Origin of the sequence: Nocardiopsis tropica (assembly GCF_042660575.1) — a bacterium.
Taxonomy (GTDB): domain Bacteria; phylum Actinomycetota; class Actinomycetes; order Streptosporangiales; family Streptosporangiaceae; genus Nocardiopsis; species Nocardiopsis tropica.
In genome coordinates this window covers 577,138-601,248 of sequence record NZ_JBHSUF010000001.1, presented here as the reverse complement: position 1 = coordinate 601,248, position 24,111 = coordinate 577,138, and the positions used below count along the sequence as shown (strand labels likewise).

At 71.6% G+C, this 24,111-nt stretch carries 20 protein-coding genes; 3 read left to right on the top strand and 17 right to left on the bottom strand.

Going from position 1 to position 24,111, the window contains the following annotated elements:
- Positions 1–60: 60 nt before the first annotated feature.
- From ACFQBR_RS02560 to uvrB, 9 genes are all read right to left on the bottom strand, one after another.
- Positions 61–444: a hypothetical protein gene (locus ACFQBR_RS02560; protein WP_267945731.1), complete on the bottom strand. Its 384-nt coding sequence runs from the start codon at positions 442–444 to the stop codon at positions 61–63.
- Complete coding sequence (locus ACFQBR_RS02555; RefSeq protein ID WP_267945732.1) at positions 441–1,400, bottom strand: ParA family protein; 960 nt, start codon at positions 1,398–1,400, stop codon at positions 441–443. The genes ACFQBR_RS02560 and ACFQBR_RS02555 overlap by 4 nt, the downstream gene beginning before the upstream one ends.
- A gap of 251 nt (positions 1,401–1,651) precedes the next feature.
- The gene (locus ACFQBR_RS02550; protein WP_344184728.1) at positions 1,652–2,674 is read right to left on the bottom strand and encodes a site-specific tyrosine recombinase XerD; all 1,023 of its coding nucleotides are present in this window, start codon (positions 2,672–2,674) and stop codon (positions 1,652–1,654) included.
- Between the two features lie 51 nt (positions 2,675–2,725).
- The gene (locus ACFQBR_RS02545; protein ID WP_267945734.1) at positions 2,726–3,394 is read right to left on the bottom strand and encodes an NUDIX domain-containing protein; all 669 of its coding nucleotides are present in this window, start codon (positions 3,392–3,394) and stop codon (positions 2,726–2,728) included.
- A gap of 40 nt (positions 3,395–3,434) precedes the next feature.
- Positions 3,435–5,075 carry a CTP synthase gene (locus ACFQBR_RS02540; protein ID WP_267945735.1) on the bottom strand — a complete coding sequence of 547 codons (1,641 nt, stop codon included), beginning with the start codon at positions 5,073–5,075 and terminating at the stop codon, positions 3,435–3,437.
- 447 nt (positions 5,076–5,522) lie between these two features.
- Positions 5,523–6,446 (bottom strand): hydroxymethylglutaryl-CoA lyase, encoded by a 924-nt coding sequence (locus ACFQBR_RS02535; protein ID WP_267945736.1) that lies wholly within the window; start codon positions 6,444–6,446, stop codon positions 5,523–5,525.
- Between the two features lie 97 nt (positions 6,447–6,543).
- Entirely contained in the window at positions 6,544–7,539 is a 996-nt protein-coding gene (locus ACFQBR_RS02530) for a GNAT family N-acetyltransferase (RefSeq protein ID WP_267945737.1), read from the bottom strand.
- Between the two features lie 381 nt (positions 7,540–7,920).
- Positions 7,921–8,379, bottom strand: a complete 459-nt coding sequence (locus tag ACFQBR_RS02525) for a DUF3060 domain-containing protein (protein ID WP_267945738.1) — start codon at positions 8,377–8,379, stop codon at positions 7,921–7,923.
- Positions 8,380–8,571: 192 nt separating this feature from the next.
- On the bottom strand, positions 8,572–10,668 hold the full coding sequence (gene uvrB, locus ACFQBR_RS02520; protein ID WP_344184729.1) for an excinuclease ABC subunit UvrB: 2,097 nt from the start codon (positions 10,666–10,668) through the stop codon (positions 8,572–8,574).
- Positions 10,669–10,828: 160 nt separating this feature from the next.
- On the opposite strand from uvrB, the gene ACFQBR_RS02515 reads away from it, so the two are divergent.
- Positions 10,829–11,944: a hypothetical protein gene (locus ACFQBR_RS02515; RefSeq protein ID WP_344184730.1), complete on the top strand. Its 1,116-nt coding sequence runs from the start codon at positions 10,829–10,831 to the stop codon at positions 11,942–11,944.
- A gap of 141 nt (positions 11,945–12,085) precedes the next feature.
- Here the strand turns inward: ACFQBR_RS02515 and coaE are convergent, their stop codons facing one another.
- From coaE to polA, 5 genes are all read right to left on the bottom strand, one after another.
- Positions 12,086–12,685, bottom strand: a complete 600-nt coding sequence (gene coaE, locus ACFQBR_RS02510; RefSeq protein WP_267945741.1) for a dephospho-CoA kinase — start codon at positions 12,683–12,685, stop codon at positions 12,086–12,088.
- A 64-nt stretch (positions 12,686–12,749) separates the two neighbouring features.
- Positions 12,750–13,253: a GNAT family N-acetyltransferase gene (locus tag ACFQBR_RS02505; protein WP_344184732.1), complete on the bottom strand. Its 504-nt coding sequence runs from the start codon at positions 13,251–13,253 to the stop codon at positions 12,750–12,752.
- A gap of 241 nt (positions 13,254–13,494) precedes the next feature.
- On the bottom strand, positions 13,495–14,991 hold the full coding sequence (gene rpsA, locus ACFQBR_RS02500) for a 30S ribosomal protein S1 (RefSeq protein ID WP_352986020.1): 1,497 nt from the start codon (positions 14,989–14,991) through the stop codon (positions 13,495–13,497).
- A gap of 439 nt (positions 14,992–15,430) precedes the next feature.
- A complete protein-coding gene (gene arfB, locus ACFQBR_RS02495) occupies positions 15,431–15,844 on the bottom strand; it encodes an alternative ribosome rescue aminoacyl-tRNA hydrolase ArfB (protein WP_267945744.1) in 414 nt (137 codons plus the stop codon).
- 95 nt (positions 15,845–15,939) lie between these two features.
- Positions 15,940–18,756: a DNA polymerase I gene (polA, locus tag ACFQBR_RS02490; RefSeq protein WP_344181703.1), complete on the bottom strand. Its 2,817-nt coding sequence runs from the start codon at positions 18,754–18,756 to the stop codon at positions 15,940–15,942.
- A 119-nt stretch (positions 18,757–18,875) separates the two neighbouring features.
- Here polA and ACFQBR_RS02485 point away from each other — a divergent pair, with 119 nt between their 5' ends.
- Together ACFQBR_RS02485 and ACFQBR_RS02480 are read left to right on the top strand one after the other, a co-directional pair.
- Entirely contained in the window at positions 18,876–19,304 is a 429-nt protein-coding gene (locus tag ACFQBR_RS02485) for a PaaI family thioesterase (RefSeq protein WP_267945746.1), read from the top strand.
- Between the two features lie 475 nt (positions 19,305–19,779).
- Positions 19,780–21,030 (top strand): ABC transporter substrate-binding protein, encoded by a 1,251-nt coding sequence (locus ACFQBR_RS02480; RefSeq protein WP_344181706.1) that lies wholly within the window; start codon positions 19,780–19,782, stop codon positions 21,028–21,030.
- A 376-nt stretch (positions 21,031–21,406) separates the two neighbouring features.
- Here the strand turns inward: ACFQBR_RS02480 and ACFQBR_RS02475 are convergent, their stop codons facing one another.
- The 3 genes from ACFQBR_RS02475 to ACFQBR_RS02465 are packed head-to-tail and all read right to left on the bottom strand — an operon-like array spanning position 21,407 to position 24,109.
- The gene (locus tag ACFQBR_RS02475) at positions 21,407–22,264 is read right to left on the bottom strand and encodes an ABC transporter ATP-binding protein (RefSeq protein ID WP_267945748.1); all 858 of its coding nucleotides are present in this window, start codon (positions 22,262–22,264) and stop codon (positions 21,407–21,409) included.
- Positions 22,261–23,130 carry an ABC transporter ATP-binding protein gene (locus ACFQBR_RS02470; RefSeq protein WP_267945749.1) on the bottom strand — a complete coding sequence of 290 codons (870 nt, stop codon included), beginning with the start codon at positions 23,128–23,130 and terminating at the stop codon, positions 22,261–22,263. Before ACFQBR_RS02470 ends, ACFQBR_RS02475 begins: the two co-directional genes overlap by 4 nt.
- Positions 23,120–24,109, bottom strand: a complete 990-nt coding sequence (locus ACFQBR_RS02465; protein WP_267945750.1) for a branched-chain amino acid ABC transporter permease — start codon at positions 24,107–24,109, stop codon at positions 23,120–23,122. Before ACFQBR_RS02465 ends, ACFQBR_RS02470 begins: the two co-directional genes overlap by 11 nt.
- Between the last annotated feature and the right edge of the window lie 2 nt (positions 24,110–24,111).

Here is a 24,111-nt window from a genome sequence, read left to right as displayed (position 1 = left end):
CACCCTTTCCGTCGTCGAACCGGCACCCCCTCCGGTACCGGTACGCGTCCCGGCCGCCGCTCAGCCCTCGGTCAGACGGCGTACCAGCATGCTGGCCTGGCCGTTCTCCTCGAAGTCGGCCAACAGCACCGCGACGGCCTCACGGACCAGGCGGCCCCTGTCGGCCGACAGTCCGTGCTCCGCCCTCAGCGAGAGCCGGGTCTGCTCCAGGGCCAGCAGCTCGGGCCCGGAGATGTAGACGGTGATCTTCTCGTCGTGGCGCTGCCGCCCGCTCGGCTTGGGAGCTCCGAGCACCTTGGTGCCGGACGTGCCCCCCGACGTGCGACGCGGCGTCTCGTTCCTTCTGCCCTGCTCCGGTGCCGTGTGCTGGCGTTCGGTCTCTTCCGGCACCTCCTCGGTGCCGCTGGGGCGGAAGAACAGCTCGTCCGCCCCGGGTAGGGTCACGCGCCGTGACCGCTGAGAGGCCACCTCGCCAGCACCTCCTTGGCCAGGTCCCGATAGGCGTTGGCCCCGGCCGAGGTCGAGTCGAACCTGGTGATGGGCTCGCCCGCCACGGTGGCGTCCGGGAAGCGCACGGTGCGGTTGATGACCGTGCCGTAGACCTTGTCGCCGAACCCGTCGATGATCGTGGACAGCACCTCGCGCGCGTGGAGCGTGCGCGGGTCGTACATGGTGCCCAGGAACCCGTCGATGACGAGGTCCTCGTTGAGCCGCTCCTGGACCTTCTGGATCGTGTCCATGAGCAGCGCCACACCGCGCAGCGCGAAGAACTCGCACTCCAGCGGCACGATGACGCCGTCCGCCGCGGTGAGGGCGTTGACGGTGAGCAGCCCCAGCGAGGGCTGGCAGTCGATCAGCACGACGTCGTAGTCGTTGATCACCGGGCGCAGCGCGCGGCCGAGCATCTGCTCGCGCGCCACCTCGCCCACCAGCTGCACCTCGGCCGCCGACAGGTCGATGTTGCTCGGGATCAGGTCCAGTCCGTCGACGTCCGTCTTGAGCAGGACGTCCTCGACCGTCACGTCCCGCTGCATGAGCAGGTTGTAGACGGTCAGGTCCAGCTCGCGCGGGTCGAGCCGGCCCAGTCCGACCGACAGGGCCCCCTGCGGGTCGAAGTCGACCAGCAGGACCCGTCTGCCGTACTCGGCGATGGCCGCACCGAGGTTGATGGTGGTGGTGGTCTTTCCGACCCCGCCCTTTTGGTTACAGAGTGCTACAATCCGTGCCGGGCCGTGTTCGTCCAGCGGCTCTGGCTCCGGATACTTGCGTTCCGGTCTCTTGCTGTGCAGGTCGGCCCCCGTGTTGCGTGTCGTCCCCCAGGGGTTGGTCACCGGGTCGGCGAGTTCCCTCTCGCCGACGGGTGCGGTATGCGCAGCCACGTCGTCCTCCGCCCAGTTCACAACCCTTGACCTCCCCTACGGGCCGACCGGGCCCGAAGGTGCCACACCCCCTGCGCCCGGCGGCCGTCGGAAACTCAATATGTCGACAGCAACGTACCTCTGTGCGGCGACTCTAGATCGCCGACACGGCGCACTTCAACGAAACGCATGGGTAGAATCCCACGCCTTCGCCTCCGGGGGAAATCGGGCCGGGCAGGCCCGTTGTTCCACTTCGCCCGCCGGACAGGCCTTTTCGTCGACATAGCGCCACGTCAGCGCCGTGCACGCGGATGACTCGAGGCATACACCTCACGCAAACGCTCCACCGTCACAAGTGTGTAGATCTGCGTGGTGGTGACCGAACTGTGCCCCAGTAACTCCTGTACGACGCGGATATCGGCGCCCCCGTCGAGCAGGTGCGTGGCGAAGGAGTGCCGCAGGGTGTGCGGTGAGACACCCCCGGCCCCGGCGCGCTCCGCGACGGCCGCCAGCACCCCCCAGCCGCCCTGACGGGTCAGCCTCCCCCCGCGGGCGTTGAGGAACAGGGCCGGCCCGCCCCGGCCCGAGGAGGCCAGGGAGGGGCGGGCCCGCACCAGGTACGCGGACAGCGCCCGCCGGGCGTAGGAGCCCAGGGGGACCACGCGCTCCCTGCCGCCATTGCCGCGGAACCGCACCAGGCCGACCGCCTCGTCCCCGCCGACCGCGTCGGCGACGTCGTCCACGTCCAGCCCGACCGCCTCGGAGATGCGCGCGCCCGTCCCGTACAGGACCTCCAGCAGGGCGCGGTCGCGCAGGGCGAGCAGCGCGGAGCGGTCCCCGGCGGACGGGGCCGGGACACCGTCGGCCGGGCCCGCCGCGGCCAGGATGCGCTCCACCGTGTCCAGCGGCACCGCCTTGGGAAGCCGCATCGGCGGGGTCGGCGGGGACACCTCCGCCGCGGGGTCGCTCCCGGCCCACCCCTCGCGCACGGCGAACCGGTGCAGACCGCGCACCGCGGCCAGGGCCCGCCCGGCCGACGCCGCGCCGAGCGGCGGACGCCCCTCCCCGCCCTCCCGCAGCGCACGCAGGAACCCGCCCACGTGGGCGGGTCCGACGCCCTCCGGGGAGGCGACCCCGGCGGAGGCCAGGTACTCGGAGTACCTTCGCAGGTCGCGGCGGTACGCCAGCAGGGTGTTCGCGGCCAGTGCGCGCTCGGCGCTGAGGTGGTCCAGGAACGCCGCGCACACCTGTGCCAGCGGCCCGGCGTCCGCGGGGTCGCCGCCCGTGCCGGGGCGCGCCCCCCTCCCCCGCGGCACGGGGCCCCCGGGATCTCCCGCCGGCGCGGCGGCCGGTTGGTCGCCCACGGGTCAGCCGGCGGGGAGTTCGCGCAGGGACGCGAAGCCGTCGGCGGAGGCGGCGTGCGCGGCCAGGATCCCGATCACGGTCGGGCCGTTGTGCAGGCGCCCCTCCATGACCAGGCGCACCGCGTCCTCCAGCGGGACCCACTCCGCGGCCAGGTCGGTCTCCTCGTGCTCGCGCACGAAGTCGATCTCCTCGGCCGGGACCTCGGACAGGCCCCGGGCCATGAACACGTGGATGCGCTCGTCGGAGAACCCGGGGCTGGGGAAGAAGTCGGGGAGCCCGTACCACCGCTCGGCGCGCAGGCCCGCCTCCTCGACCAGTTCCCGCCGGGCCGTGGGCAGCGGGCCCTCGCCCTCCACGTCGATCATGCCGGCGGGCAGCTCCCACAGGGTGTGCCGGGCGGGGTGCCGGTACTGGCGCAGCAGCAGCACCCGGCCGTCGTCGTCCAGGGCCAGGACGGCGGCCGCCCCCGGGTGCTGCATGTAGTCGCGCCCCGCGACCGTGGTGCCCACGCCCCCGGCGCCGGGCATCTCCACCCAGTCGGTGCGCATGGTGACCCTGGCACTGCGGTAGCGCACCTCCGACCGGTCCACCGGCCACGACTCGGGGGCGTCCGCGACCTTCGCGTCCGCCCCCGTGGTCTCGTTCTCGGCCGGGTGGGTGTCACTGGGCATGGGATCGCCTCTCAGGATCGTGCCCCACCCGGTCCGGCGGTCAGGAGACCTTGTGCTCCAGAGCCGCCGCGATCAGCCCGCTGAAGAGCGGATTGGCCTTGGTCGGGCGGGAACGCAGCTCCGGGTGCGCCTGCGTCGCGACGAAGAACGGGTGCGCGTCCCGGGGCAGTTCGACGTACTCCACCAGCTTGCCATCAGGGGAGAGCCCGGAGAACACCAGGCCCGCCTCCTCCAGCCGGGAGCGGTACGCGTTGTTGACCTCGAAGCGGTGGCGGTGGCGCTCGGAGGCCTGCGCGGTGCCGTCGTAGAGCTCGCGGACCACGGTGCCCTCACCCAGGTCGGCCGGGTACAGGCCCAGCCGCATGGTGCCGCCCATGTCGCGCTCTCCGGCCACGACGTCGGTCTGGTCGGCCATCGTCGCGATGACCGGGTCGACCGCCTTGTCGTCGAACTCGGTGCTGTTGGCCCCCTCCAGCCCCAGCACGTTGCGCGCGTACTCGATGACCATCGCCTGGAGGCCCAGGCAGATGCCGAGCAGCGGAACGCCGTTCTCACGGGCGTACCGGATCGCGCCGAGCTTGCCCTCGATGCCGCGCACGCCGAAGCCGCCGGGGATGAGCACGCCGTCGGCGCCGTCGAGCTCGGAGGCCGCGCCCGACGGGCTGGCGCAGTTGTCGCTGGCGACCCAGCGCAGGTTGACGCGGGTGTCCGTGGCGAATCCGCCCGCGCGCAGCGCCTCGCTGACCGACAGGTAGGCGTCGGGCAGGTCGATGTACTTGCCGACCAGCGCGATGGTGACCTCGTGGCCGGGCTGGTGGACACGGCGCAGCAGCTCGTCCCACTCGGTCCAGTCCACGTCCCGGAAGGGCATGCCCAGGCGGCGGACGACGTAGGCGTCCAGGCCCTCGCGGTGCAGCACCTTGGGGATGTCGTAGATGGAGGGGGCGTCGGGGGTGGAGACCACGCCGGCCTCGTCCACGTCGCACATGAGGCTGATCTTGGACTTGAGGCTCTGCGTGATGGGCCGGTCCGAGCGGCACACGATCGCGTCGGGCTGGATGCCGATGCTGCGCAGCGCGGCGACCGAGTGCTGGGTGGGCTTGGTCTTCATCTCCTTGGCGGGGCCCAGGAAGGGGATGAGGGAGACGTGGAGGAAGAAGCAGTTCTCCCGGCCGATCTCGTGGCGGATCTGGCGGACCGCCTCCAGGAAGGGCTGCGACTCGATGTCGCCCACCGTGCCGCCGATCTCGGTGATGACGATGTCGACGTCGGGGGCGTCCATCGCGTAGATGCGCGCCTTGATCTCGTTGGTGATGTGCGGGATGACCTGCACGGTGTCGCCGAGGTAGGCGCCCTGGCGCTCCTTGGCGATGACGCTGGAGTAGATCTGGCCGGTGGTGACGTTGGCCGTCGCGGCCAGGTCCACGTCCAGGAAGCGCTCGTAGTGGCCGACGTCCAGGTCGGTCTCGGCCCCGTCGTCGGTGACGAAGACCTCGCCGTGCTGGAAGGGGTTCATGGTCCCCGGGTCGACGTTGAGGTAGGGGTCCAGCTTCTGCATGGTGACCCGCAGACCGCGCGACTTCAGGAGTCGTCCCAGGCTGGAGGCGGTGAGGCCCTTGCCAAGACTGGAGGCGACGCCGCCAGTAACGAAAAGGTGCTTGGTACTCGCGGCGGATGCCAAAGTGTTGCTCCCGTGGGTTGAGTGGCTACGGCGGGCTCGGGACGAGCTGAGCGGCCGTGCGGCGGTCCGGTCGCGGGCGTTGGGATCTTCGCTCAGGCCGCCGGACTCCACGGGGCACCAGGATAACAGGCCCCCCGTCTGCACTCACCTGGGAACACCGCGCACCGCACGGGTGTTCCCCGGCCCGACCAGCGTGCTTTCCCCGTGGGGAAGGGGCTTCGCGGCACGTCACACCCTCCGCGGACCCCGCGGCCCGGCCGGAAAAATCATCCGAACCCGGTCAGGACGGCCGCTCGGGCGACGGCCCGCGCGACCCTCACGGCGACGAACAACACACCCGGGGGCGACCGGGGCCACGGCGCCCGGCACGGGCCCGCCCCCGGTGGGGGCGCGCCGCGTGCGGGCCCGCACGCCCCCGCACACGGCTCCCGGGGACGGGAGGGCGGGTCAGGCCGGGAACCCGCCGGCGCGCCCCAGGTAGGCGGGCGGCTGCTTGCCCAGCCGCCCACCCGTCCACTCCCCCAGCGCGGCGGCGTCCGACAGGCTCACGCCCGTGTGCAGGCCGCTGCGGTGCAGCATGTACAGCAGGTCCTCGGTGGCGATGTTGCCGGTCGCCGCGGGCGCGAACGGGCACCCTCCGAACCCGCCCACGCTGGAGTCGAGCACGCGCACGCCCTCCTCCACGGCCGCGAGCGCGTTCGCGTAACCCGTGTTGCGGGTGTTGTGGAAGTGGCAGCGCAGGGCTCGACCGTCGGCGACCTCGGCCACCCGGCCCAGCAGGTCCCTCACCTGACCCGGCACCCCCACGCCGATCGTGTCGGCCAGGGCGATCTCCACGGCGGCGGTGTCGGCGATCCGGCGGACGACCTCCACCACCCGCTCCGGCCCGACCTCGCCGTCGAACGGGCACCCGAACGCGGTCGAGACGGTCACGCTCAGCGGGATCCCCGTCCCCGCCAGCGCGGCGTCGATACCGGCCAGGGCGTCCAGCATCTCCTCCACCGTGCACCCCTGGTTGCGGACGCAGAACCCGTCCGTGGCGGGCACCGCCACGTTGACCTCCGACACCCCGGCGGCCACCGCGCGGTCCAGCCCGCGACGGTTGAGCACCAGCCCGATGTGGGAGACCCCCGGCGCGCGCCGGACGCCCGCCATGATCTCCTCGGCCCCGGCCATCTGCGGGACGCGCTTGGGGTTGACGAAGCTGACCGCCTCGATCCGGCGGGCCCCGGCGTCCACGGCGCGGTCGATCATCTCGATCCGCTCCTCGACCGACAGCGTCGTCGCCTCGTTCTGGAGGCCGTCACGCGGCCCCACCTCGACGATCTCGACGTGCTCCGCACCCTCGGGCCCACGGTCGTGCCTGGTCATCGTCCCCGCCTCTCCACGCCCCGTCGCGTTCTGCGCCCAGGCTAGTGGAGCCCCGCCCGCGGCCCCGGAACCGGGGTGGCCGGCGCCTCCCCGCCGGTCAGCGCAGGGCGAGCGCCGGACGGACCTCCCAGGTCGTCCACACCGGGCGGTACCCCATCCGGTGCCAGAACGGCCCGGACAGCGGGTTCATCGCCGCGTAGTTCAGCACCGAGACGCCCACGCCGTGGCTGTCCAGGGCCTGGTGCGCCTGGCCGACCAGGGCGGTGCCGATCCCGTTGCCGCGCTCGTCGGCGATCACCACCCCGTAACCGATGTGAGCGATCGGCCGGGCGTTCACCAGGGGCTTGGCCCACCGCGAGCGCTCCGGCGGCGACACCCACAGCAGTCCGACGGCACGGCCGCGGCGCTCCGCCAGCCAGATCCACGAACGCGAGCGGTTCAGCGCCCGCGCCGCCACCTCCCGGGTCTGCTCGGCGGTGTCCGGTTGCAGGAACACACCGCCGAAGTTCTGCTCGTACCGGTGCTCCTCCATCAGCAGCCCCACCACCTGGGTGAGGTCGCTGCGGTCGGCCAGCCGGATCGTCACGTCGCGCGGGGGCAGCGACGGGGGGACCCCGCGCCGCCGCTTGCGGGCGGCCAGAACCGTGTAGGGCTGGAGGCCGTGGCGCTGGAGCGGGATGATGCCGCACACGTCGCGGGCGGGCCAGCTCACCAGCGCCGCCGACTCCGAGCCGGTGCCCGTCGGCAGGTCCTCCAACTGGTCGCGCCAGCTGGTCAGCAGGGAGTCCAGGGCGCGGCCGGGGTCGGGCCCCCCGACGATGGGCGTGAGCCAGTGCTGGTCGGGCACGCCCCAGATCCGGCCGACCTCGCCGGGCTGGTACCAGGTGTAGTGCATGGTGCCCGCCGCGACCGTGCGGCCGTCCTCGTCGCTGACGGTCAGGAGCGGGTAGGAACCCGGGGCGAAGCTGACGGGTTCGGGCAGCAGCGGGTCCGATGCGGCCCAGCGCTGCGCGGCCGACCGCACCAACGGGTCCAGGCCGACGTCGCCTCCGGGCGACTCGTCGTGCCGCACCCGTGCGACATAACCGCTCATCCACCCCTCCCCTAGCGGATCCCCGCGCCGAGCGCGCGTCCCCTGACCGGTCGGCCGGACGGTGCGCGGCGCCGTCCGTGGCCGTCGTGCCGCCCCGACGGGACCGGATTCACCGCGGGCGGAACGAAACGACCGTACCGCCTCAGAACCGAACGGGAGAACCGAACAGTGAACAGCCGCCGAAAATTCACTCCCCGCGGCCGCGCCCGTCCGAAACTTTCGTCCGCCCGCCCCCGTCCGGGGCGTTGTGGACGCGCACCACGGTAACGGATGGAAGGTCACTCTCGGATGCCGGGGCGGTCAACGCAGCGACACGGAATCGTCCCGCTCCGTCGACGGTCCGCGGCCGGGGAGCGGCGCGCGCCTCCCCGCGTCCGCGGGTCACCCGTCGGCCGACCCGCCCTCGGTGACGGTGGTGTTGCGGCCGTGGTTGATGACCTCGGGGTCGCCGGAGGCGAAGGAGACGGTGTTGTCCACCCCGACCAGCACGATCTTGTCGGCGGATCCCACGTCCACGGTCGACCCCCGGCCCGTGGCGCGCACCAGCCCGCAGTCGCCGTCCAGGACCACGACGGCGTCGTCGGCGGTGACGACGACCTCGCGGTCCCCGCACTCCTCGCTGACCTCGGCTCCGTCGTCCACGATGATGAGGACGTCCTCGTTGATGACGTTGTGCTCGGGGACCGCGGCCTCGTGGGCCGCCTCCTCGGGGGTCGGGGGCACCGCGGGCTCGTCCGACTCGTCCTGCCCGAAGGCCGTCCCACAACCGGTGAGCAGGACGGTGGCCAGCGAAGCGGACACCAGCGCACCGCCCGCGCCCACCAGATACCGAACCCTCATGCGTCCCCCACAGCCGAATACACGGCAATCACGACATACGTCCTGCGTAAGGCCAAGAGTATGTCACGCGGAGGTAACTGTGCGACCTCATCGTTCTCGAAACGTGCCTCGCCCGAGACGCCGCGTACGGCCCCGCGCGGGGGCCGCCGAGGCCGCACGCCCCGCCCGGCAGGGGCCGGACGCACCCTCCCCCTACTTCACACCGGCCGCGTCCATCCCGCGAAGCTCCCTCTTCAGCTCACCGATCTCGTCCCGCAGCCGGGCCGCGAGCTCGAAGTGCAGGTCGGCGGCGGCCTGGTGCATCTGCGCGCCCAGCTGCTCGATCAGCCCGGCCAGCTCGGCACGCGGCATCGCCGACACGTCCGCACGCTCGCCCAGCGCCGGCACGGGGGCCTTGGCGCCCTGGGGGCCGCTGCCGCGGTACCCCGTGGCCATGAGCTGCTCGGTGTCCACGTCCTCCCGGTTCAGCGAGTCCAGGATATCGGCGATCTGCTTGCGCAGCGGGGTCGGGTCGATCCCGTGCTCGGCGTTGTACGCCAGCTGCTTCTCCCGGCGGCGGTCGGTCTCGTCCAGGGCGGCCCTCATCGAGTCCGTCACGTTGTCCGCGTACATGTGCACCTGGCCCGCGACGTTGCGCGCCGCGCGGCCGATGGTCTGGATCAGCGAGGTCTCCGAACGCAGGAAGCCCTCCTTGTCCGCGTCCAGGATCGCCACCAGCGACACCTCGGGCAGGTCCAGGCCCTCACGCAGCAGGTTGATGCCCACCAGCACGTCGAACTCGCCGACCCGCAGCTCCCTCAGCAGCTCCACCCGGCGCAGCGTGTCCACCTCGCTGTGCAGGTACCGCACCCGGATGCCCAGCTCCGCGAAGTAGTCGGTGAGGTCCTCCGCCATCTTCTTCGTCAGGGTGGTCACCAGCACCCGCTCCTGGCGCTCGGCCCGCACCCGGATCTCGTGGACCAGGTCGTCGATCTGCCCCTCCGTGGGCTTGACCAGCACCTGCGGGTCCACCAGGCCCGTCGGGCGGATCACCTGCTCCACCACGTCGCCGCCGCTCTGGCGCAGCTCGTAGCGGCCCGGGGTCGCCGACAGGTAGACGCTCTGCCCGATCCGCCCGGTGAACTCCTCCCACTTGAGCGGCCTGTTGTCCATGGCCGACGGGAGCCGGAAACCGTGGTCGACCAGTGTGCGCTTGCGCGCGGCGTCGCCCTCGTACATCGCGCCGATCTGCGGGACGGTCACGTGCGACTCGTCCAGCACCAGCAGGAAGTCCTCGGGGAAGTAGTCCAGGAGGGTGTTGGGGGCGCTCCCCGGCTCGCGGCCGTCGAAGTGCCGTGAGTAGTTCTCGATGCCCGAGCAGGTGCCCAGCTGCCGCATCATCTCCAGGTCGTGGGTGGTGCGCATGCGCAGGCGCTGCGCCTCCAGCAGCTTGCCCTGCCCCTCCAGCTCGGCCAGCCGCTCGGCCAGCTCGGCCTCGATCGACGCGATCGCCCGCTCGGTGCGCTCCTCGCCGGCCACGTAGTGCGAGGCCGGGAAGATGAACATCTCCTGGCTCTCCCCCAGCACCTCGCCGGTGAGCGGGTGCAGCGTCAGCAGGCGCTCGACCTCGTCACCGAACATCTCGATGCGGATCGCCAGCTCCTCGTACACCGGAATGATCTCGACGGTGTCGCCGCGCACCCGGAACGTGCCGCGCGTGAACGCGGTGTCGTTGCGCGAGTACTGCATCTCCACCAGGCGGCGCAGCAGCTGGTCGCGGTCGACCTCCATGCCCACCGACAGCTGCGCCATCCGGTCCACGTACTCCTGCGGTGTCCCCAGACCGTAGATGCACGAGACCGACGCCACCACGATCGTGTCCCTGCGGGTGAGCAGCGAGTTGGTCGCCGAGTGGCGCAGGCGCTCCACCTCGTCGTTGATCGAGGAGTCCTTCTCGATGTAGGTGTCGCTCTGCGGGACGTAGGCCTCGGGCTGGTAGTAGTCGTAGTACGAGACGAAGTACTCGACCGCGTTGTCGGGCAGCATCTGCCGGAGCTCGTTGGCGAACTGCGCCGCCAGGGTCTTGTTGGGCTGCATCACCAGGGTCGGCCGCTGGAGCTGCTCCACCGTCCACGCCACCGTCGCCGTCTTGCCCGTACCGGTCGCACCGAGCAGGACCGTGTGCGGGTCCCCCTCGCGCACCCTCCTGGTGATCTCCGCGATCGCCCCGGGCTGGTCCCCCGCCGGTGTCATGTCCGAGATGACCTCGAACGGTGCCTCACTGCGCTTGATGCCGCTGACCGGTCGCACGTCGCCCTCTTCTCCCGCTCCTGCCTGCGGGGCGCCCCCGAGCCGCCCCATGTCCCCTCACACCTAACGCTACAGACAGCCCAGGACATCCCTGGGCGTCCGGGACGCCGGAGACTACCATCGGAGCCAGCACCCAGCGCCCCGAGACGAGGTGCCAGCCGTGTCCCACCCCTCCAGACCCACTTTCGACCCCGGCCTCCCACCGCGCGCGCTCGCGCGCATGAGGGCCCGCCCCGAGAAGCTCCTCCCCGCCTCCGCCGGCCCGCCCGGGCGGCCCACCTGGAGGCAGCTCGCCCTCCTCACCGCCACGGGGGGCGCCTCCCTGGCCGTCGCCGCCCTCCTCGTCCCCGCGCTCGGGCCCGCGCTCCTCGCCCTGCTCTGCCTGGGCGCCACGGTCGCCGTCCTGGCCCTGGTCTCCCTCAAGGGCTCCTTCTCCGACGACTGGGCCGACCTGGTCGTGCACTCCTTCTGGGCGCTGCCCGCGTCCGCGGCCGGGGTGCTCCTCGCCCGCCTGCCCCTGGACCGGGTCCTCGGACCGCTGGACCTGCCCGTGCCCGGCGACCCCGCCACCGCCGCCCTCTACCTGGCCGCGGCCGCGGGAGGCGCCGGCGCCGTCATGCGCCCCGGCATGGTGACCCGCCTGGCCGCCGAACACCACGACCGCTACGTCCTGCCCGAGGACTTCGGCCGCCCCTACAGCTACGCCACCCGCCGCGAGGAGCCGGAGGCCCACCTGTTCGCCCGGGCCCAACAGGCGACGGACCGTGTGGAGGAGGCCGCCGACGTGCTCGGCGACTCGTTCGAGGCCGGCCACACCCTCCCCCTCCTGCGGGAGGAGGAGTGGCGGCTGTCCCAGGAGCTGCTGCGGCTCCGCTCCCTGCGCAGGGAACTGGTGCAGCGCACGCGCGAGGCCGTCTCACCACAGGTCACACGGGCGCTCGCACCCCACGAGGAGGCGGTCGAACGCGCCCACCGGGCGATCGCCGACCGCGTCGGCGTCCTGGCCGACTACGGCGAGCGCGTCCACGCGGCCGTCACCGCGCACCGCGAATGGGAGCAGTGCCAGGCCATCGCCGACCGGGCCGGGGACTACGCCGAACTCGCGCTGTCCTCCTCCAGGGACACGATGCACACCGAGGAACTCGACGACAGCCTGCTCGGCGTCGAGGCCGCCCGCCGCGTCCGCGAGGAGCTGGTGCGCGAGGCCGTCGACGCCGGATCCTCCCTGACCGAGGCGCTCCACCGGGGCGGCGGGGAGGGCGGAGCCCCCCGGTGAGCCCGGCGCCCCGACCGCGGGCCCGCACGACCGGGAACCGTGGCGGACGCCGCAGCGCCCCTCCTGCCCCGGGCCGCCGCGGCCGGAGCCCCGCGCGGGAGGACGCGGCACGCGCCCGGTGCGGGACGCCGCGGGGAGCGCTCAGGCCCGGGCCAGGAGGTCCTCCCACAGACGGGCGACCCGCTCCCGCAACTCCTGCGGGGTCCCGGAGTTGTCGACCACCAGGTCGGCGGCGGCCAGCCGGGCGTCCCGGTCCGCCTGCGCCCGGATCCGCGCCCACACCTGCTCACGCGGCACGCCCCGGCTCCGCACGACCCGCTCCACCCGCACCTCGTCGGGGGCGTCCACCACCACGACCACGTCGTAGAGGGGCCCCAGGCCGTTCTCCACCAGCAGGGGGACGTCGTAGACGACGACCTCCACCCCTGCGGCCACCGCCTCCTCCATCAGCTCCGCGCTGCGCCGGGCGACCAGCGGGTGCACGATGGCGTTCAGCGCGGCGAGCCTGTCCGCGTCGGCGAAGACGACCTCGCCCAGCCTCGGACGGTCCAGCCCGCCCCCCGGGGCCAGCACCCCCTCGCCGAACTCCGCGACGACGGCGTCCAGCCCCGGCGTCCCCGGCTCGACCACCTCCCTGGCGATCGCGTCGGCGTCGACGACGGCCGCCCCGTAGGCGGCCAGCGCGGACGAGACCGTGCTCTTGCCCGAGCCGATCCCTCCGGTCAGTCCCACTTTCAGCATGTCCCGAACCCTAGACGGCCGGACCCGGCCCAGTGCGGGCGCCCCGCCCCGACCGTGCGGGACCTCACCCCGCGGCCCCGGAGCGCACCGCAGGAACGACCTCCTTGCGCATGTGCACCATGACCAGGTGGTCGGCCACACGCTCCCGCGACGTCTCCGCGTACCCGCGCTCCCGGTACAGACGCTGCTCACCGGCGCCCTGGGCGCCGGTGGACAGGGTGAGGGAGGTCAGCCCGGGGTGGCGGACCGACAACTCCTCCTCCACCCGGGTGAGCAGCGCCCGCCCGATGCCGAGGCGGCGCCGGTCGGGGGCGACCGCCAGGCGCCCCACGACGGCGTTGGTCCCCGCGACCGCCGCACGGACCGCGCCGACGATCCGGGGGCCCTCCACGGCCTTGAGGACCAGGGCGTCCGGCTGCGCGAGCACCCTGGCGATGCGGTCCAGGCCCTCGGTGAGCGGGAGCACGAACGGGTCGCCGTGGGCCTGCGCCTCGTCGACGAACGCCGCCCGCTGGAGGGTGAAGACCTCACCCGCGTCCGCGGGGGTGGCCGGGTGGATGTCGAACACGTCGTCTCCTCACGCGCCCCGCCGGCCGGGGCACGCCACCGACCCTAGCCCGGCGGGGTCCGGCTACGGGGCCGTCCGCGCGGAACCGGCGCGCCCCGGGGCGGGCGGGCGCGGAAGCGACGCGGTCGCCGTCGACGCGGGCCCGGCCCCTACCCCCCGCGCGGACACGACGAAGGGCCGCCCCGCCTTGCGGGGGACGGCCCTTCGCGGCTGTCAGGGGATCCTCTGCGGGACCTCCTGCTTAGGCCTCGCCGCCCGCGAGCTTCTCGCGGAGCGCGGCCAGGGCCTCGTCAGAGGCCAGGGCGCCACTGCTGGAGGACTCCGAACCGGACGAGCCGGCGCTCTGGGCGCCACCGTCCGTGTAGTCGTCCTCTTCCTCCGGGGCGGGCGCGTTCGCAGCGTCGGCCTCGGCCGCACGGGCCTCCTCGACCTGCTTGCGGTGCGCCTCGAAGCGGGCCTGCGCCTCGGCGTAGCTGCGCTCCCACTCGTCCCGCTGAGCCTCGAAGCCCTCCAGCCACTCGCCGGAGTCCGCGTCGAAGCCCTCGGGGTACTTGTAGTTGCCCTGCTCGTCGTAGTCGGCCGCCATGCCGTACAGGGTGGGGTCGAAGTCCACCTGGTCCGGGGAGACGCTCTCGTTGGCCTGCTTCAGCGAGAGGCTGATGCGACGGCGGTCGAGGTCGATGTCGATGATCTTGACGAAGATCTCGGTGCCGACCTGGACGACCTGCTCCGGCACCTCGACGTGGCGCTCGGCCAGCTCGGAGATGTGGACCAGGCCCTCGATGCCCTCCTCGACGCGCACGAACGCACCGAACGGAACCAGCTTGGTGACCTTGCCGGGGACGACCTGGCCGATCTGGTGGGTCCGGGCGAACTGCTGCCACGGGTCTTCCTGGGTCGCCTTGAGCGACAGGGAGACGCGCTCGCGCTCCATGTCCACGTCGAGAACCTCGACGGTGACCTCCTGGCCGACCTCGACAACCTCGCTGGGGTGGTCGATGTGCTTCCAGGACAGCTCGGAGACGTGCACCAGGCCGTCGACGCCGCCCAGGTCCACGAACGCACCGAAGTTGACGATCGAGGAGACGACGCCCTTGCGGATCTGCCCCTTCTGGAGCGTGTTGAGGAACGTCTGGCGGACCTCGGACTGGGTCTGCTCCAGCCAGGCGCGACGGGACAGGACCACGTTGTTGCGGTTCTTGTCCAGCTCGATGATCTTCGCCTCGAGCTCGCGGCCGACGTACGGCTGCAGGTCGCGCACACGGCGCATCTCGACGAGGGACGCCGGGAGGAAGCCGCGCAGGCCGATGTCGAGGATGAGACCGCCCTTGACGACCTCGATGACGGTGCCGGTGACGACGCCGTCCTCCTCCTTGATCTTCTCGATCGTGCCCCAGGCGCGCTCGTACTGGGCGCGCTTCTTGGACAGGATCAGTCGACCTTCCTTGTCCTCCTTCTGGAGAACGAGGGCTTCGACCTGGTCGCCGACAGCAACGACCTCACCGGGGTCGACGTCGTGCTTGATCGACAGTTCCCGGGAGGGGATCACACCCTCGGTCTTGTAGCCGATGTCGAGCAAGACCTCGTCTCGATCGACCTTCACGATGGTGCCCTCGACAATGTCACCGTCGTTGAAGTACTTGATGGTCTCGTCGATCGCCGCGAGGAAGGCTTCCTCGGACCCGATGTCGTTGACCGCTACCTGGGGTGTCGAGGTGGCCTCGGTGCTGCTCGTCATTTGTGGGTGGACTCCGGATACGGACAGATTCAGAAAATGGGCATGCCGCGGGTTCGAGCCCGTCGATCCGTCATCCAGACGCAGAAAGCAGGGTCACGACGGAACCTGATCCGTCGGTGTACACCAGCCGCCTGGTTCCAGAGTGGTGACCGGAGCGGTGCGACACCTCTGCCCCCTGCTCGGAGACAGCAGCCGCCCGCACGAACCCACAACGGTCCCGCCAGAATATGAGACAAGGGCGTCCTGGTCAATCGGAACCCGGGGCCGCCAACCCGACGAAGGGCACAATGGCCGCAACTTACCCGAGCATGGCGGTCAAGATCAACTGGACGGTACACCCACGTCCGCACGGGCGCACGGCGCCCCGCGGGGAGCTGTGCGGACACCCGCGGACCGCCTCCCGCACCCCCGGGAAAAAAGTTACGGGCCCCGGTTCCGGTCAGTCCAAAGGAGGACGAGAGCGTGACCGTTTGACGTCACCGCGGCGCCGCTTGGCATCGAGGCGACGCTGCTCGGCCCGGCGACCCGGCCGGGTCGCCCGCCGCCCCCGCGCCGGCGGAGCCGTCGCCTCGGCCAGGAGCGACTCCATCCGCTCCCGCGCCTCGGCCCGGTTGCGGACCTGCGACCGGTGCGTCTGCACCGTCACCGTCAGCACCCCGTCCACCAGCCGCCCCCGCAGGCGCTCCAGCGCCCGCCGGCGCCGCACCTCGCCCAGGGGCCCGCACCCCGCCACGTCCAGGGACAGCGACACACGCGTGTCGGAGGTGTTGACGTGCTGCCCGCCCGGCCCCGAGGACCGCGAGAACCTCCACACCAGGGCGTCGGCGGGAACCGTGACCGAACCCACGGTCAACCCGCCCCCGTCGCCGGTCCCACCGCGCGCCGCCACCGTTCCCGCCTCCCGCGTCCCTCGCGGCGGCCCCGGGACCGGGGCCGCCGGCGCCCCGCTCAGTGCGCGGCGTCGTGCCAGTTCTGCCCGCTGCCGACCGAGACGCCCAGCGGGACACGCAGAGCATAGGCCGAGTTCATCTCGTGCGTCACGAGGTTTTCGACCTCCTCGCGCTCCCCCGGGGCGACCTCCACCACGAGCTCGTCGTGCACCTGGAGCAGTACCCGCGAGGACAGCCCCCGATCGGTGATCGCCGCGTCCACCTGCAGCATCGCCACCTTGATGATGTCCGCCGCCGACCCCTGGATCGGGGCGTTGAGCGCCATCCGCTCCGCCATCTCGCGCCGCTGCCGGTTGTCGCTCGTCAGGTCCGGCAGGTAGCGGCGCCGCCCCAGGATCGTCTCCGTGTACCCGACCCGGCGCGCCTCCTCCACCACGGCGTTCAGGTAGTCCCGCACCCCGCCGAACTCCGCGAAGTAGTCCTCCATCAACCGCTTGGACTCCTCCGGCGTGATCCCCAGCTGCTGGGACAGGCCGTAGGCGCTCAACCCGTAGGCCAGGCCGTAGCTCATCGCCTTGATCCGCGACCGCGCCTCGCCGTCGACCTCCCCGACCGGCACCCCGAACACCTGCGCGGCCATCTGGGCGTGGAAGTCGTAACCGCTGTTGAACGCGTCGATGAGCGCCTGCTCGCCCGACAGGTGCGCCATGATGCGCAGCTCGATCTGGCTGTAGTCCGCCGTCAGCAGCTCGTCGAACCCCTCGCCCACCACGAACGCCCGCCGGATGCGCCGGCCCACGTCCGTGCGCACCGGGATGTTCTGCAGGTTCGGCTCCGTCGAGCTGAGCCGCCCGGTCGCCGCCACCGTCTGGTTGAACGTGGTGTGGATGCGCTCGTCGTCGGCGATCGTCTTGATCAGGCCCTCGACCGTCGTCTTCAGCTTCGTCTGGTCGCGGTGGTGCAGCAGCACCCCCGGCAGCTCGTGGTCGCTCTGCGCCGCCAGCCACGCCAGCGCGTCCGCGTCGGTCGTGTACCCCGTCTTGATCTTCTTCGTCCGGGGCAGGCCCAGGTCCTCGAACAGGACCTGCTGGAGCTGCTTGGGCGACCCCAGGTTGAACTCCCGGCCGACCACCTCGTGCGCCTTCTCCACCGCGCCCCGGGCCGCCGAGGCGAACTCCTCCTGGAGCCCCTCCAGGTACTCGCGGTCGGCGGCGATGCCCGCCCGCTCCATCCGCGCCAGCACGTCCACCAGCGGCAGCTCCACGTCGGCCAGCAGGTGCGTCCCGCCCCGCTTGTCCAGCTCCGCCGTCAGCACGCCCGCCAGGTCGCGGGTCGCGGCCGCCCGCACCGCCAGCAGGTGCTGGCGGCCCGAGCCCGCGTCGCCGCCCTCGCCCAGGTCCAGCGAGAGCTGGTCCCCCGACGTGTCCTCCTCCAGCTCCCGGCCCAGGTACCTGCGGCACAGGTCCGCCAGGTCGAACCGGCGCTGCCCGGGCTGCACCAGGTACGCGGCCAGGGCCGTGTCGCTCACCACCCCGCCCAGCGACCACCCGTGCGCGCCCAGCGCCAGCAGGGCGCCCTTGTACTCGTGCACCACCTTGGGCCGGCCGGGGTCGGCCAGGAACCCCGCCAGCGCCTCGGTGTCGGCGGGGTCCAGCAGCGTCGGGTCGACGAACACCGCCGCGCCGGCCGGCACGCTGATCGCCAGCGCGTCCACCCGGCCCGAGCCCTGCCCCCAGACCGCGTCCAGCGCGAGCCCCGCCGGCGCCTGCGGCGTGAGGGTGTCGCTCTCCGGGGTGTCGGCCGCGGCGTGCTCACGCAGCCACGCCGCCAGCTCCCCGGTGCCGGCCACCGTCAGGTCCACCGCGAACCCCTCGGCCGCCGGGGCCGCGCCCTCCCCGGCGCCGCCGTCCCCGTCCGTCTTCAGGACCGCGTACAGGCGCTCGCGCAGGTTGGAGGCGAACTCCAGGTTGTCGAAGAGCGCGTCGACCCCGGCCCTGTCCGCCTCGCCCAGCACCAGCGAGGCCACGTCGGCGCCCAGCTCCACGTCCGTGGCCAGCAGGTTGAGGCGCTGGTTGCGCAGGACGTCGTCCATGTGGTCGCGGAAGTTCTGCCCGGCCTTGCCGCCGATCTCGTCCGCGTGGGCGATCAGCTCGTCCAGGGACCCGTACTTGGCGATCCACTTGGCGGCCGTCTTGGGGCCCACCCCGGGCACGCCCGGAAGGTTGTCGGCCTTCTCACCCACCAGCGCGGCCAGGTCGCGGTAGCGCTCCGGGGGGACCGCGTACTTCTCCTCGACCGCCGCCGGGTCCATCCGCCGCAGGTCGGACAGGCTCTTCCCCGGGTACAGGACCGTGCAGGAGTCGGTGACCAGCTGGAAGGCGTCCCGGTCGCCGGAGGCGATGAGCACCTCCATCCCGGCCTCGCAGCCCTGGCGGGCCAGGGTGGCGATGACGTCGTCGGCCTCGAAGCCCGGCGCCGACAGGTTGGCCACACCGATCAGCCGCATCAGGTCCTGGGTGAGGGGCACCTGGGAGGGGAACTCCGGCGGGGTCTCGGAACGGCCCCCCTTGTACTCCTCGTACTCCTCGTGGCGAAACGTCGGGCCCGACAGGTCCCACGCCACCGCCACGTGCGTGGGCTCCTCGTCACGCAACAGCTTGACCAGCATCGACGCGAAACCGTAGACGGCGTTGGTCGACTGCCCGGTACTCGTGCCGAACTTGTCCACGGGCAGCGCGAAGAACGCCCGGAAGGCCATCGAGTGGCCGTCGAGGAGGAGAAGGCGCGGGCGCCCACCGCCGTCCGCGGGGGCGGCACTGCCCGCCCCGGCGCCGGCCTGGGATGTCTGGTCGGGGGTCTCTCGATTCGTCACCACAGACGAATCCTAGGATGCGGAGCGGACACTTCGCGGCCACCCCCGCGAGGACCCCGGCCCCGCACCGGGCGTTTTCACCCGGCCCGGGCTCGTTTCCACCGAATCGGAAGGCACACATCATGACGACGGACTCCGAGGCGCTGCGCCGCATGCTCGACACCGGCGCCCTCGCGGGCGGCCTGGGCGAGACCATGGGCATCGAGGTCACCGAGGCCTCCGCCGAGCGCGTGGTGGGCCGCATGCCGGTGGAGGGCAACGTCCAGCCGTTCGGGCTTCTCCACGGCGGCGCCTCCTGCGTCCTCGCCGAGACCCTGGGCTCCATCGGCTCCACCGTCCACGCCCACCAGTTCGGCCGCATCGCCGTGGGCATCGAGATCAACGCGACGCACCACCGCTCGGCGACCTCGGGGCACGTGACCGGCGTGGCCACCCCGGTGCACCTGGGCCGCACCCTGGCCACGTGGGACATCACCATCACCGACGACCGGGGCCGCAAGGTGTGCACCTCGCGACTCACGTGCATGCTCCGCGACGCGCCCGAGGCGTAGGGCACACGCGCGCGGGCCGCGGGGAGGAGGGACCGCCGCGGACCGGCCGCAAGGGCTCCCACACGACCGCGGCGCAATAACGGCCAAGGATTTTCCCTTATTCGGTAAGGACCACTTCGGACCGCCACCCGGCGCTTTCCCGTCTTTCCCCGGCCCGACCTCAACACTTGACGGTCGGGCTTCGTCATGCCTGGTCATCGCGACAGAATGCTTTCCCCCGTGTGCGCAGAGCTCGCAACCGTCCAACCGGAAGCACGGGGATCCCCGTGATGACTACAGAGCCATAACAGCATGACGGCGAGTCGGCACCAACGCCCGAAATGTTCTTTCCGAGGTAGAAGATCCATGATTAAGCTCCGCTAACGCTCCTGATTAAGTCATGCCACACACCGCGGGCATCAGGGCGCACACGCAACAACGGCACCGCTGCGACACGCAACGCGTGCTTCGCCGGTTGAACGGAGTGACCACGATCATGGCAAGCAAGAAGGTCCTGGGCCTGACTGCCGCAACCGCGGCCCTGGTACTCGGACTGACCGCGTGTGGCAGCGACGGCGGAGAGGGCGGCGGGGGCGACGCCGGCGGCGGCGAGGAGTTCACCTTCGGCGTCCTCTACCCGCAGACCGGCAGCCTCGCCTTCCTCGGCCCGCCCCAGATCACCGCGGCGCAGTACGCCGTCCAGGAGATCAACGACGCCGGCGGCATCCTCGGCACCGAGGTCCCCGACATCGTCGAGGCCGACGAGGCCGGCGACAACGCCCAGGCCAACGAGGCCGCCAACGCCCTCGTCGCCGACGAGGTCAACGCCGTCATCGGCGCAGCCGCCTCCGGCATGACCCAGGCCACCTACGACACCATCACCGGTGCCGAGATCGTCCAGTGCTCCGGCTCCAACACCGCCGCCGAGCTCAGCGAGATCGAGGACGGCGGATACTACTTCCGCACCGCCCCCAGCGACGCCCTCTCCTCCATCGTGATGGCCCGCACCATCGCCGACGCCGGCCACCAGAACGTCGCCATCGTCTCCCGCGGCGACGACTACGGCCGCGGCTACGCCGACGGCCTCCAGGCCGAACTGGAGAGCCTCGGCGCCCAGGTCACCGTCAACGAGACCTACGACCCCGAGGCCACCACCTTCGACTCCGTCGTCAACGCCGTCAGCGGCGACGAGCCCGACGCCGTCGCGCTCATCGCCTTCGAGGAGGGCGCGCAGGTCATCGCCCAGCTCCTGGAGTCCGGCGTCGCGGGCGACCAGCTGTTCATCACCGACGGCCTCAACGACGCCGCCCTCGGCGAGACCGTCAACGCCGACGACCCCGACAGCGTCAACGGCATCACCGGTGTGGCCCCCAGCGCCGACAACCCCGAGTTCACCGAGGGCCTCACCTCGTTCAACGAGGAACTCGACGTCTTCCAGTTCGCCCCCCAGGTCTACGACTGCGTCACCGCCATCGCCCTGGCCGCCGAGGCCGCCGACAGCGTGGCCCCCAGCGACTACGTCGCCGAGCTGCCCAACATCAGCCGCCCCGAGGGCACCGAGTGCGGCAGCTTCGCCGAGTGCCGCGACCTCCTCGCCGACGGTGAGGAGATCAACTACCAGGGCGTCAGCGGCAACATCGACTTCGACGACAACGGCGACCCGACCGCCGCCACCTTCGAGATCTTCCACTTCGGGGACGACGGCCACGAGATCCTCGCCTACGAGGAGCACTCCGTCGACGGGTAACCCCCGCCGGGCGGCCACCCCGCGGTGACCCGCCCCCAGAACACCGGCACCACCGAGGCGCCCCGGGAACACCCGGGGCGCCTCTCCCGTGTTCCAGGGGCACCCCGCCGGGACACCCGCCGAACCCACACCCCGGCGCGGCCCCAGGACCGCACAGCCGCACCGGCCCGGACCTCCCGGAGCGGGCCCCGGGCGGCACACCGCCCGGCCACAGACCGACCGCGCCCCCGCCGCCGGGACCACACACCGCCCCTCCCCACCGCACAGACGGCCCCGCACACGGCGAACGCGGCCCCACAGGCCGCCGGGAAGGCCACGGCCCCCGCACACGACGAAAGGGGCGGAGCCCGCAGGCCCCGCCCCTCCGCACACCCGGTCAGCCCTTCGCGAGCGTCCCCAGGTACAACTCGATCACGTTCGGATCGTTCAACAGATCCCCACCCGAACCCGTGTACGCGTTGCGGCCCTGGTCCAGGACATAGCCCCGATCACAGATCTGGAGGCACCGGCGGGCATTCTGCTCCACCATGACCACCGAGACACCCGTCTCGTTGACCTCCTTGACCCGCTGGAACACCTCCTCCTGATAGATCGGGGACAGACCTGCCGTCGGCTCGTCCAGCAGCAGCACCGACGGATTCATCATCAACGCACGACCCATCGCCACCATCTGGCGCTCACCACCCGACAGCGAACCCGCCTTGGCCTTGCGCCGCTCCCCCAACAACGGGAACAGGTCCGCCACCACCCCGAACCTCTCGGCGAACGAACGGGGCCGCAGATACGCCCCCATCTGCAGGTTCTCCTCGATGCTCAACGACGGGAACACGTTCTGCGTCTGCGGCACGTACCCCACACCGCGCTCCACCAGACTGTGCGCCGGCAGACCCGCGATACTCGCGCCCCGCAGCGTCAGACCGCCCTCGCGCACCGGGATCAGCCCGAAGATCGTCTTGATCAGCGTCGACTTGCCCGCACCGTTCGGACCGATGATCGCCACGACCTCACCCTCGGTGAGAGTCAGGGTGCACCCGTTCAGGATGTTCACCCCCGGCACATAACCCGCCACCAGGTCCCGCGCCAACAGCAGGTAGTCCTCCGGACCGCCCACCTCCACGGCCTCGGCCCTCGCCTGCTCCAGGACCTCCTCACGGTGCTCCTGGACCACAGCCGCGTCCTCGGCCTCCGCCGGAACCCCGTCCGGACCCGGACCCGGGCCGCCCTTCCCCGTCATTCGCCACTCCCCTGGGTCTCGACCGTCTCCTCCTGGGCGCCCAGGTAGGCGTCGATCACCTGCTGGTCGGCACGGATGTCCGAGGGACGGCCCTCGGCGATCACCCGCCCCTGCGCGAGCACCACGATCCAGTCGCTGATACCCATGATCACGTCCATGTCGTGCTCGACGAACAACACGGTCTTGCCCTCGTCGCGCAACGCCGTGATGTGCCCCAGCAACGACTGCACCAGCGCCGGGTTCACACCCGCCATCGGCTCGTCCAGCATGATCATGCTCGGATCCGTCATCAGCGAACGCGCCATCTCCAACAGCTTGCGCTGACCGCCCGACAGGGAGCCGGCCATGTCGTCACGCTTGTCGATGAGCTTGAAACGCTCCAGCAGGACCAGCGCACGCGCCGTGTTCTCCCGCTCCTGCCTCTGCCACACAGGACGCAGGAACGCACCCGCCATCCGCTCCCCGAACTGACCCGGCGCACCCAACAGCATGTTGTCCAACACCGTCATACGGGTCAGGGCCTTGGTCAGCTGGAACGTCCGCACCATCCCCGCACGCGCCACCTGGTGGCCGCGCTTGCCGTTGATCGCCCGGCCCTCGAACGTCCACCGGCCCCTGTCCACCCGGTCGAAACCGGTCAACAGGTTGAACAGCGTCGACTTACCCGCGCCGTTCGGACCGATCAACGCCGTGATCGTCCCCCGCTGCACCTCCACGTGCTCCACGTCCACAGCGGTCAGACCGCCGAACGACCGGCGCACACCGTCCGCCACCAGGATGGGATCCGACTTCGCCGAACCCGGAACCGGCTCCGCGCCGACCATCCGGTCGACACCCGCGCCGACGTTCGCCTCGTCACTTGACATTGACCAACATCTCCTTACGGTCGCCGATGAGACCCTGCGGCCGGAACACGATCAGCACCACCAGCATCAACCCGGCGAACGCCAGCTGGATCGCACCGTAGTCCGGACCGTCCAGGAACGGCAGCCAGCCCAGGGCGCCCATGCCCTGCAGCACACCGTCGGTGAACGTCATCAGGAACCAGAACGCCATCGCGCCCAGCACCGGACCGAACACCCGCCCGGCACCGCCCAACAGCAGGATCACCCACAGGAAGAACGTCACCTGCGGCTTGAACTGGTCCGGCTGGATCGACGCCTGGTACACCGCCAGCATGCAACCCGCCAGCGAACCGATCAGACCACCCAGCACCAGCGCCTGCATCTTGTACGCGAACACGTTCTTGCCCAGGCTGCGGACCGCGTCCTCGTCCTCCCTGATGCCCTTGATCACACGGCCCCACGGGCTGTGCATCAACAACCACGTCAGACCGGCCATCACAGCCACCAGGCCCCACGTCACCACCAGGACCCACAAGTGGTTGCCGTTGTAGGCCAGCAGACCGAACCCGTACCGCTCACCCGCGTCGAACGGGTTCAGCGTCCGGAAGTCCGCCGACAGGTTCTGAAGACCGAAGGCGCCACCGGTCAACGGCTCCGCGAAACCCGCCCGGTACACCAGGCGGATCACCTCCGCCGCCGCGATCGTCGTGATCGACAGGTAGTCCGCCCGCAACCTCAGCGTCGGAATACCCAACAGCAGCGCCAACACCAACGCACACAACAGGCCCACACCGAAACCGGCGGCCAGCGGCAGATCGAACACCGCCACACTGATCCCGACGCCGTACGCGCCCACCAGCATGAAACCGACCTGACCGAAGTTCAGCAGGCCCGTGTAACCGAAATGAATATTGAGACCGATGGCGGCGAGCGCATAGATCGCCGCGATCGGACCGAACGCCGAACGGGTTGATTCGGCGAGGATCGAAAGGATGTCCATCG

Excerpts from the sequence above, each read along its gene's own strand:
- ACFQBR_RS02545 (WP_267945734.1), bottom strand. The coding sequence starts at position 3,394 with ATGCCCAGTGACACCCACCCGGCCGAGAACGAGACCACGGGGGCGGAC.
- ACFQBR_RS02525 (WP_267945738.1), bottom strand. The coding sequence starts at position 8,379 with ATGAGGGTTCGGTATCTGGTGGGCGCGGGCGGTGCGCTGGTGTCCGCT.
- coaE (WP_267945741.1), bottom strand. The coding sequence starts at position 12,685 with ATGCTGAAAGTGGGACTGACCGGAGGGATCGGCTCGGGCAAGAGCACG.
- ACFQBR_RS02475 (WP_267945748.1), bottom strand. The coding sequence starts at position 22,264 with ATGACGGGGAAGGGCGGCCCGGGTCCGGGTCCGGACGGGGTTCCGGCG.
- ACFQBR_RS02535 (WP_267945736.1), bottom strand. The coding sequence starts at position 6,446 with ATGACCAGGCACGACCGTGGGCCCGAGGGTGCGGAGCACGTCGAGATC.
- ACFQBR_RS02480 (WP_344181706.1), top strand. The coding sequence starts at position 19,780 with ATGGCAAGCAAGAAGGTCCTGGGCCTGACTGCCGCAACCGCGGCCCTG.
- ACFQBR_RS02530 (WP_267945737.1), bottom strand. The coding sequence starts at position 7,539 with ATGAGCGGTTATGTCGCACGGGTGCGGCACGACGAGTCGCCCGGAGGC.
- rpsA (WP_352986020.1), bottom strand. The coding sequence starts at position 14,991 with ATGACGAGCAGCACCGAGGCCACCTCGACACCCCAGGTAGCGGTCAAC.
- ACFQBR_RS02470 (WP_267945749.1), bottom strand. The coding sequence starts at position 23,130 with ATGTCAAGTGACGAGGCGAACGTCGGCGCGGGTGTCGACCGGATGGTC.
- ACFQBR_RS02485 (WP_267945746.1), top strand. The coding sequence starts at position 18,876 with ATGACGACGGACTCCGAGGCGCTGCGCCGCATGCTCGACACCGGCGCC.
- ACFQBR_RS02465 (WP_267945750.1), bottom strand. The coding sequence starts at position 24,109 with ATGGACATCCTTTCGATCCTCGCCGAATCAACCCGTTCGGCGTTCGGT.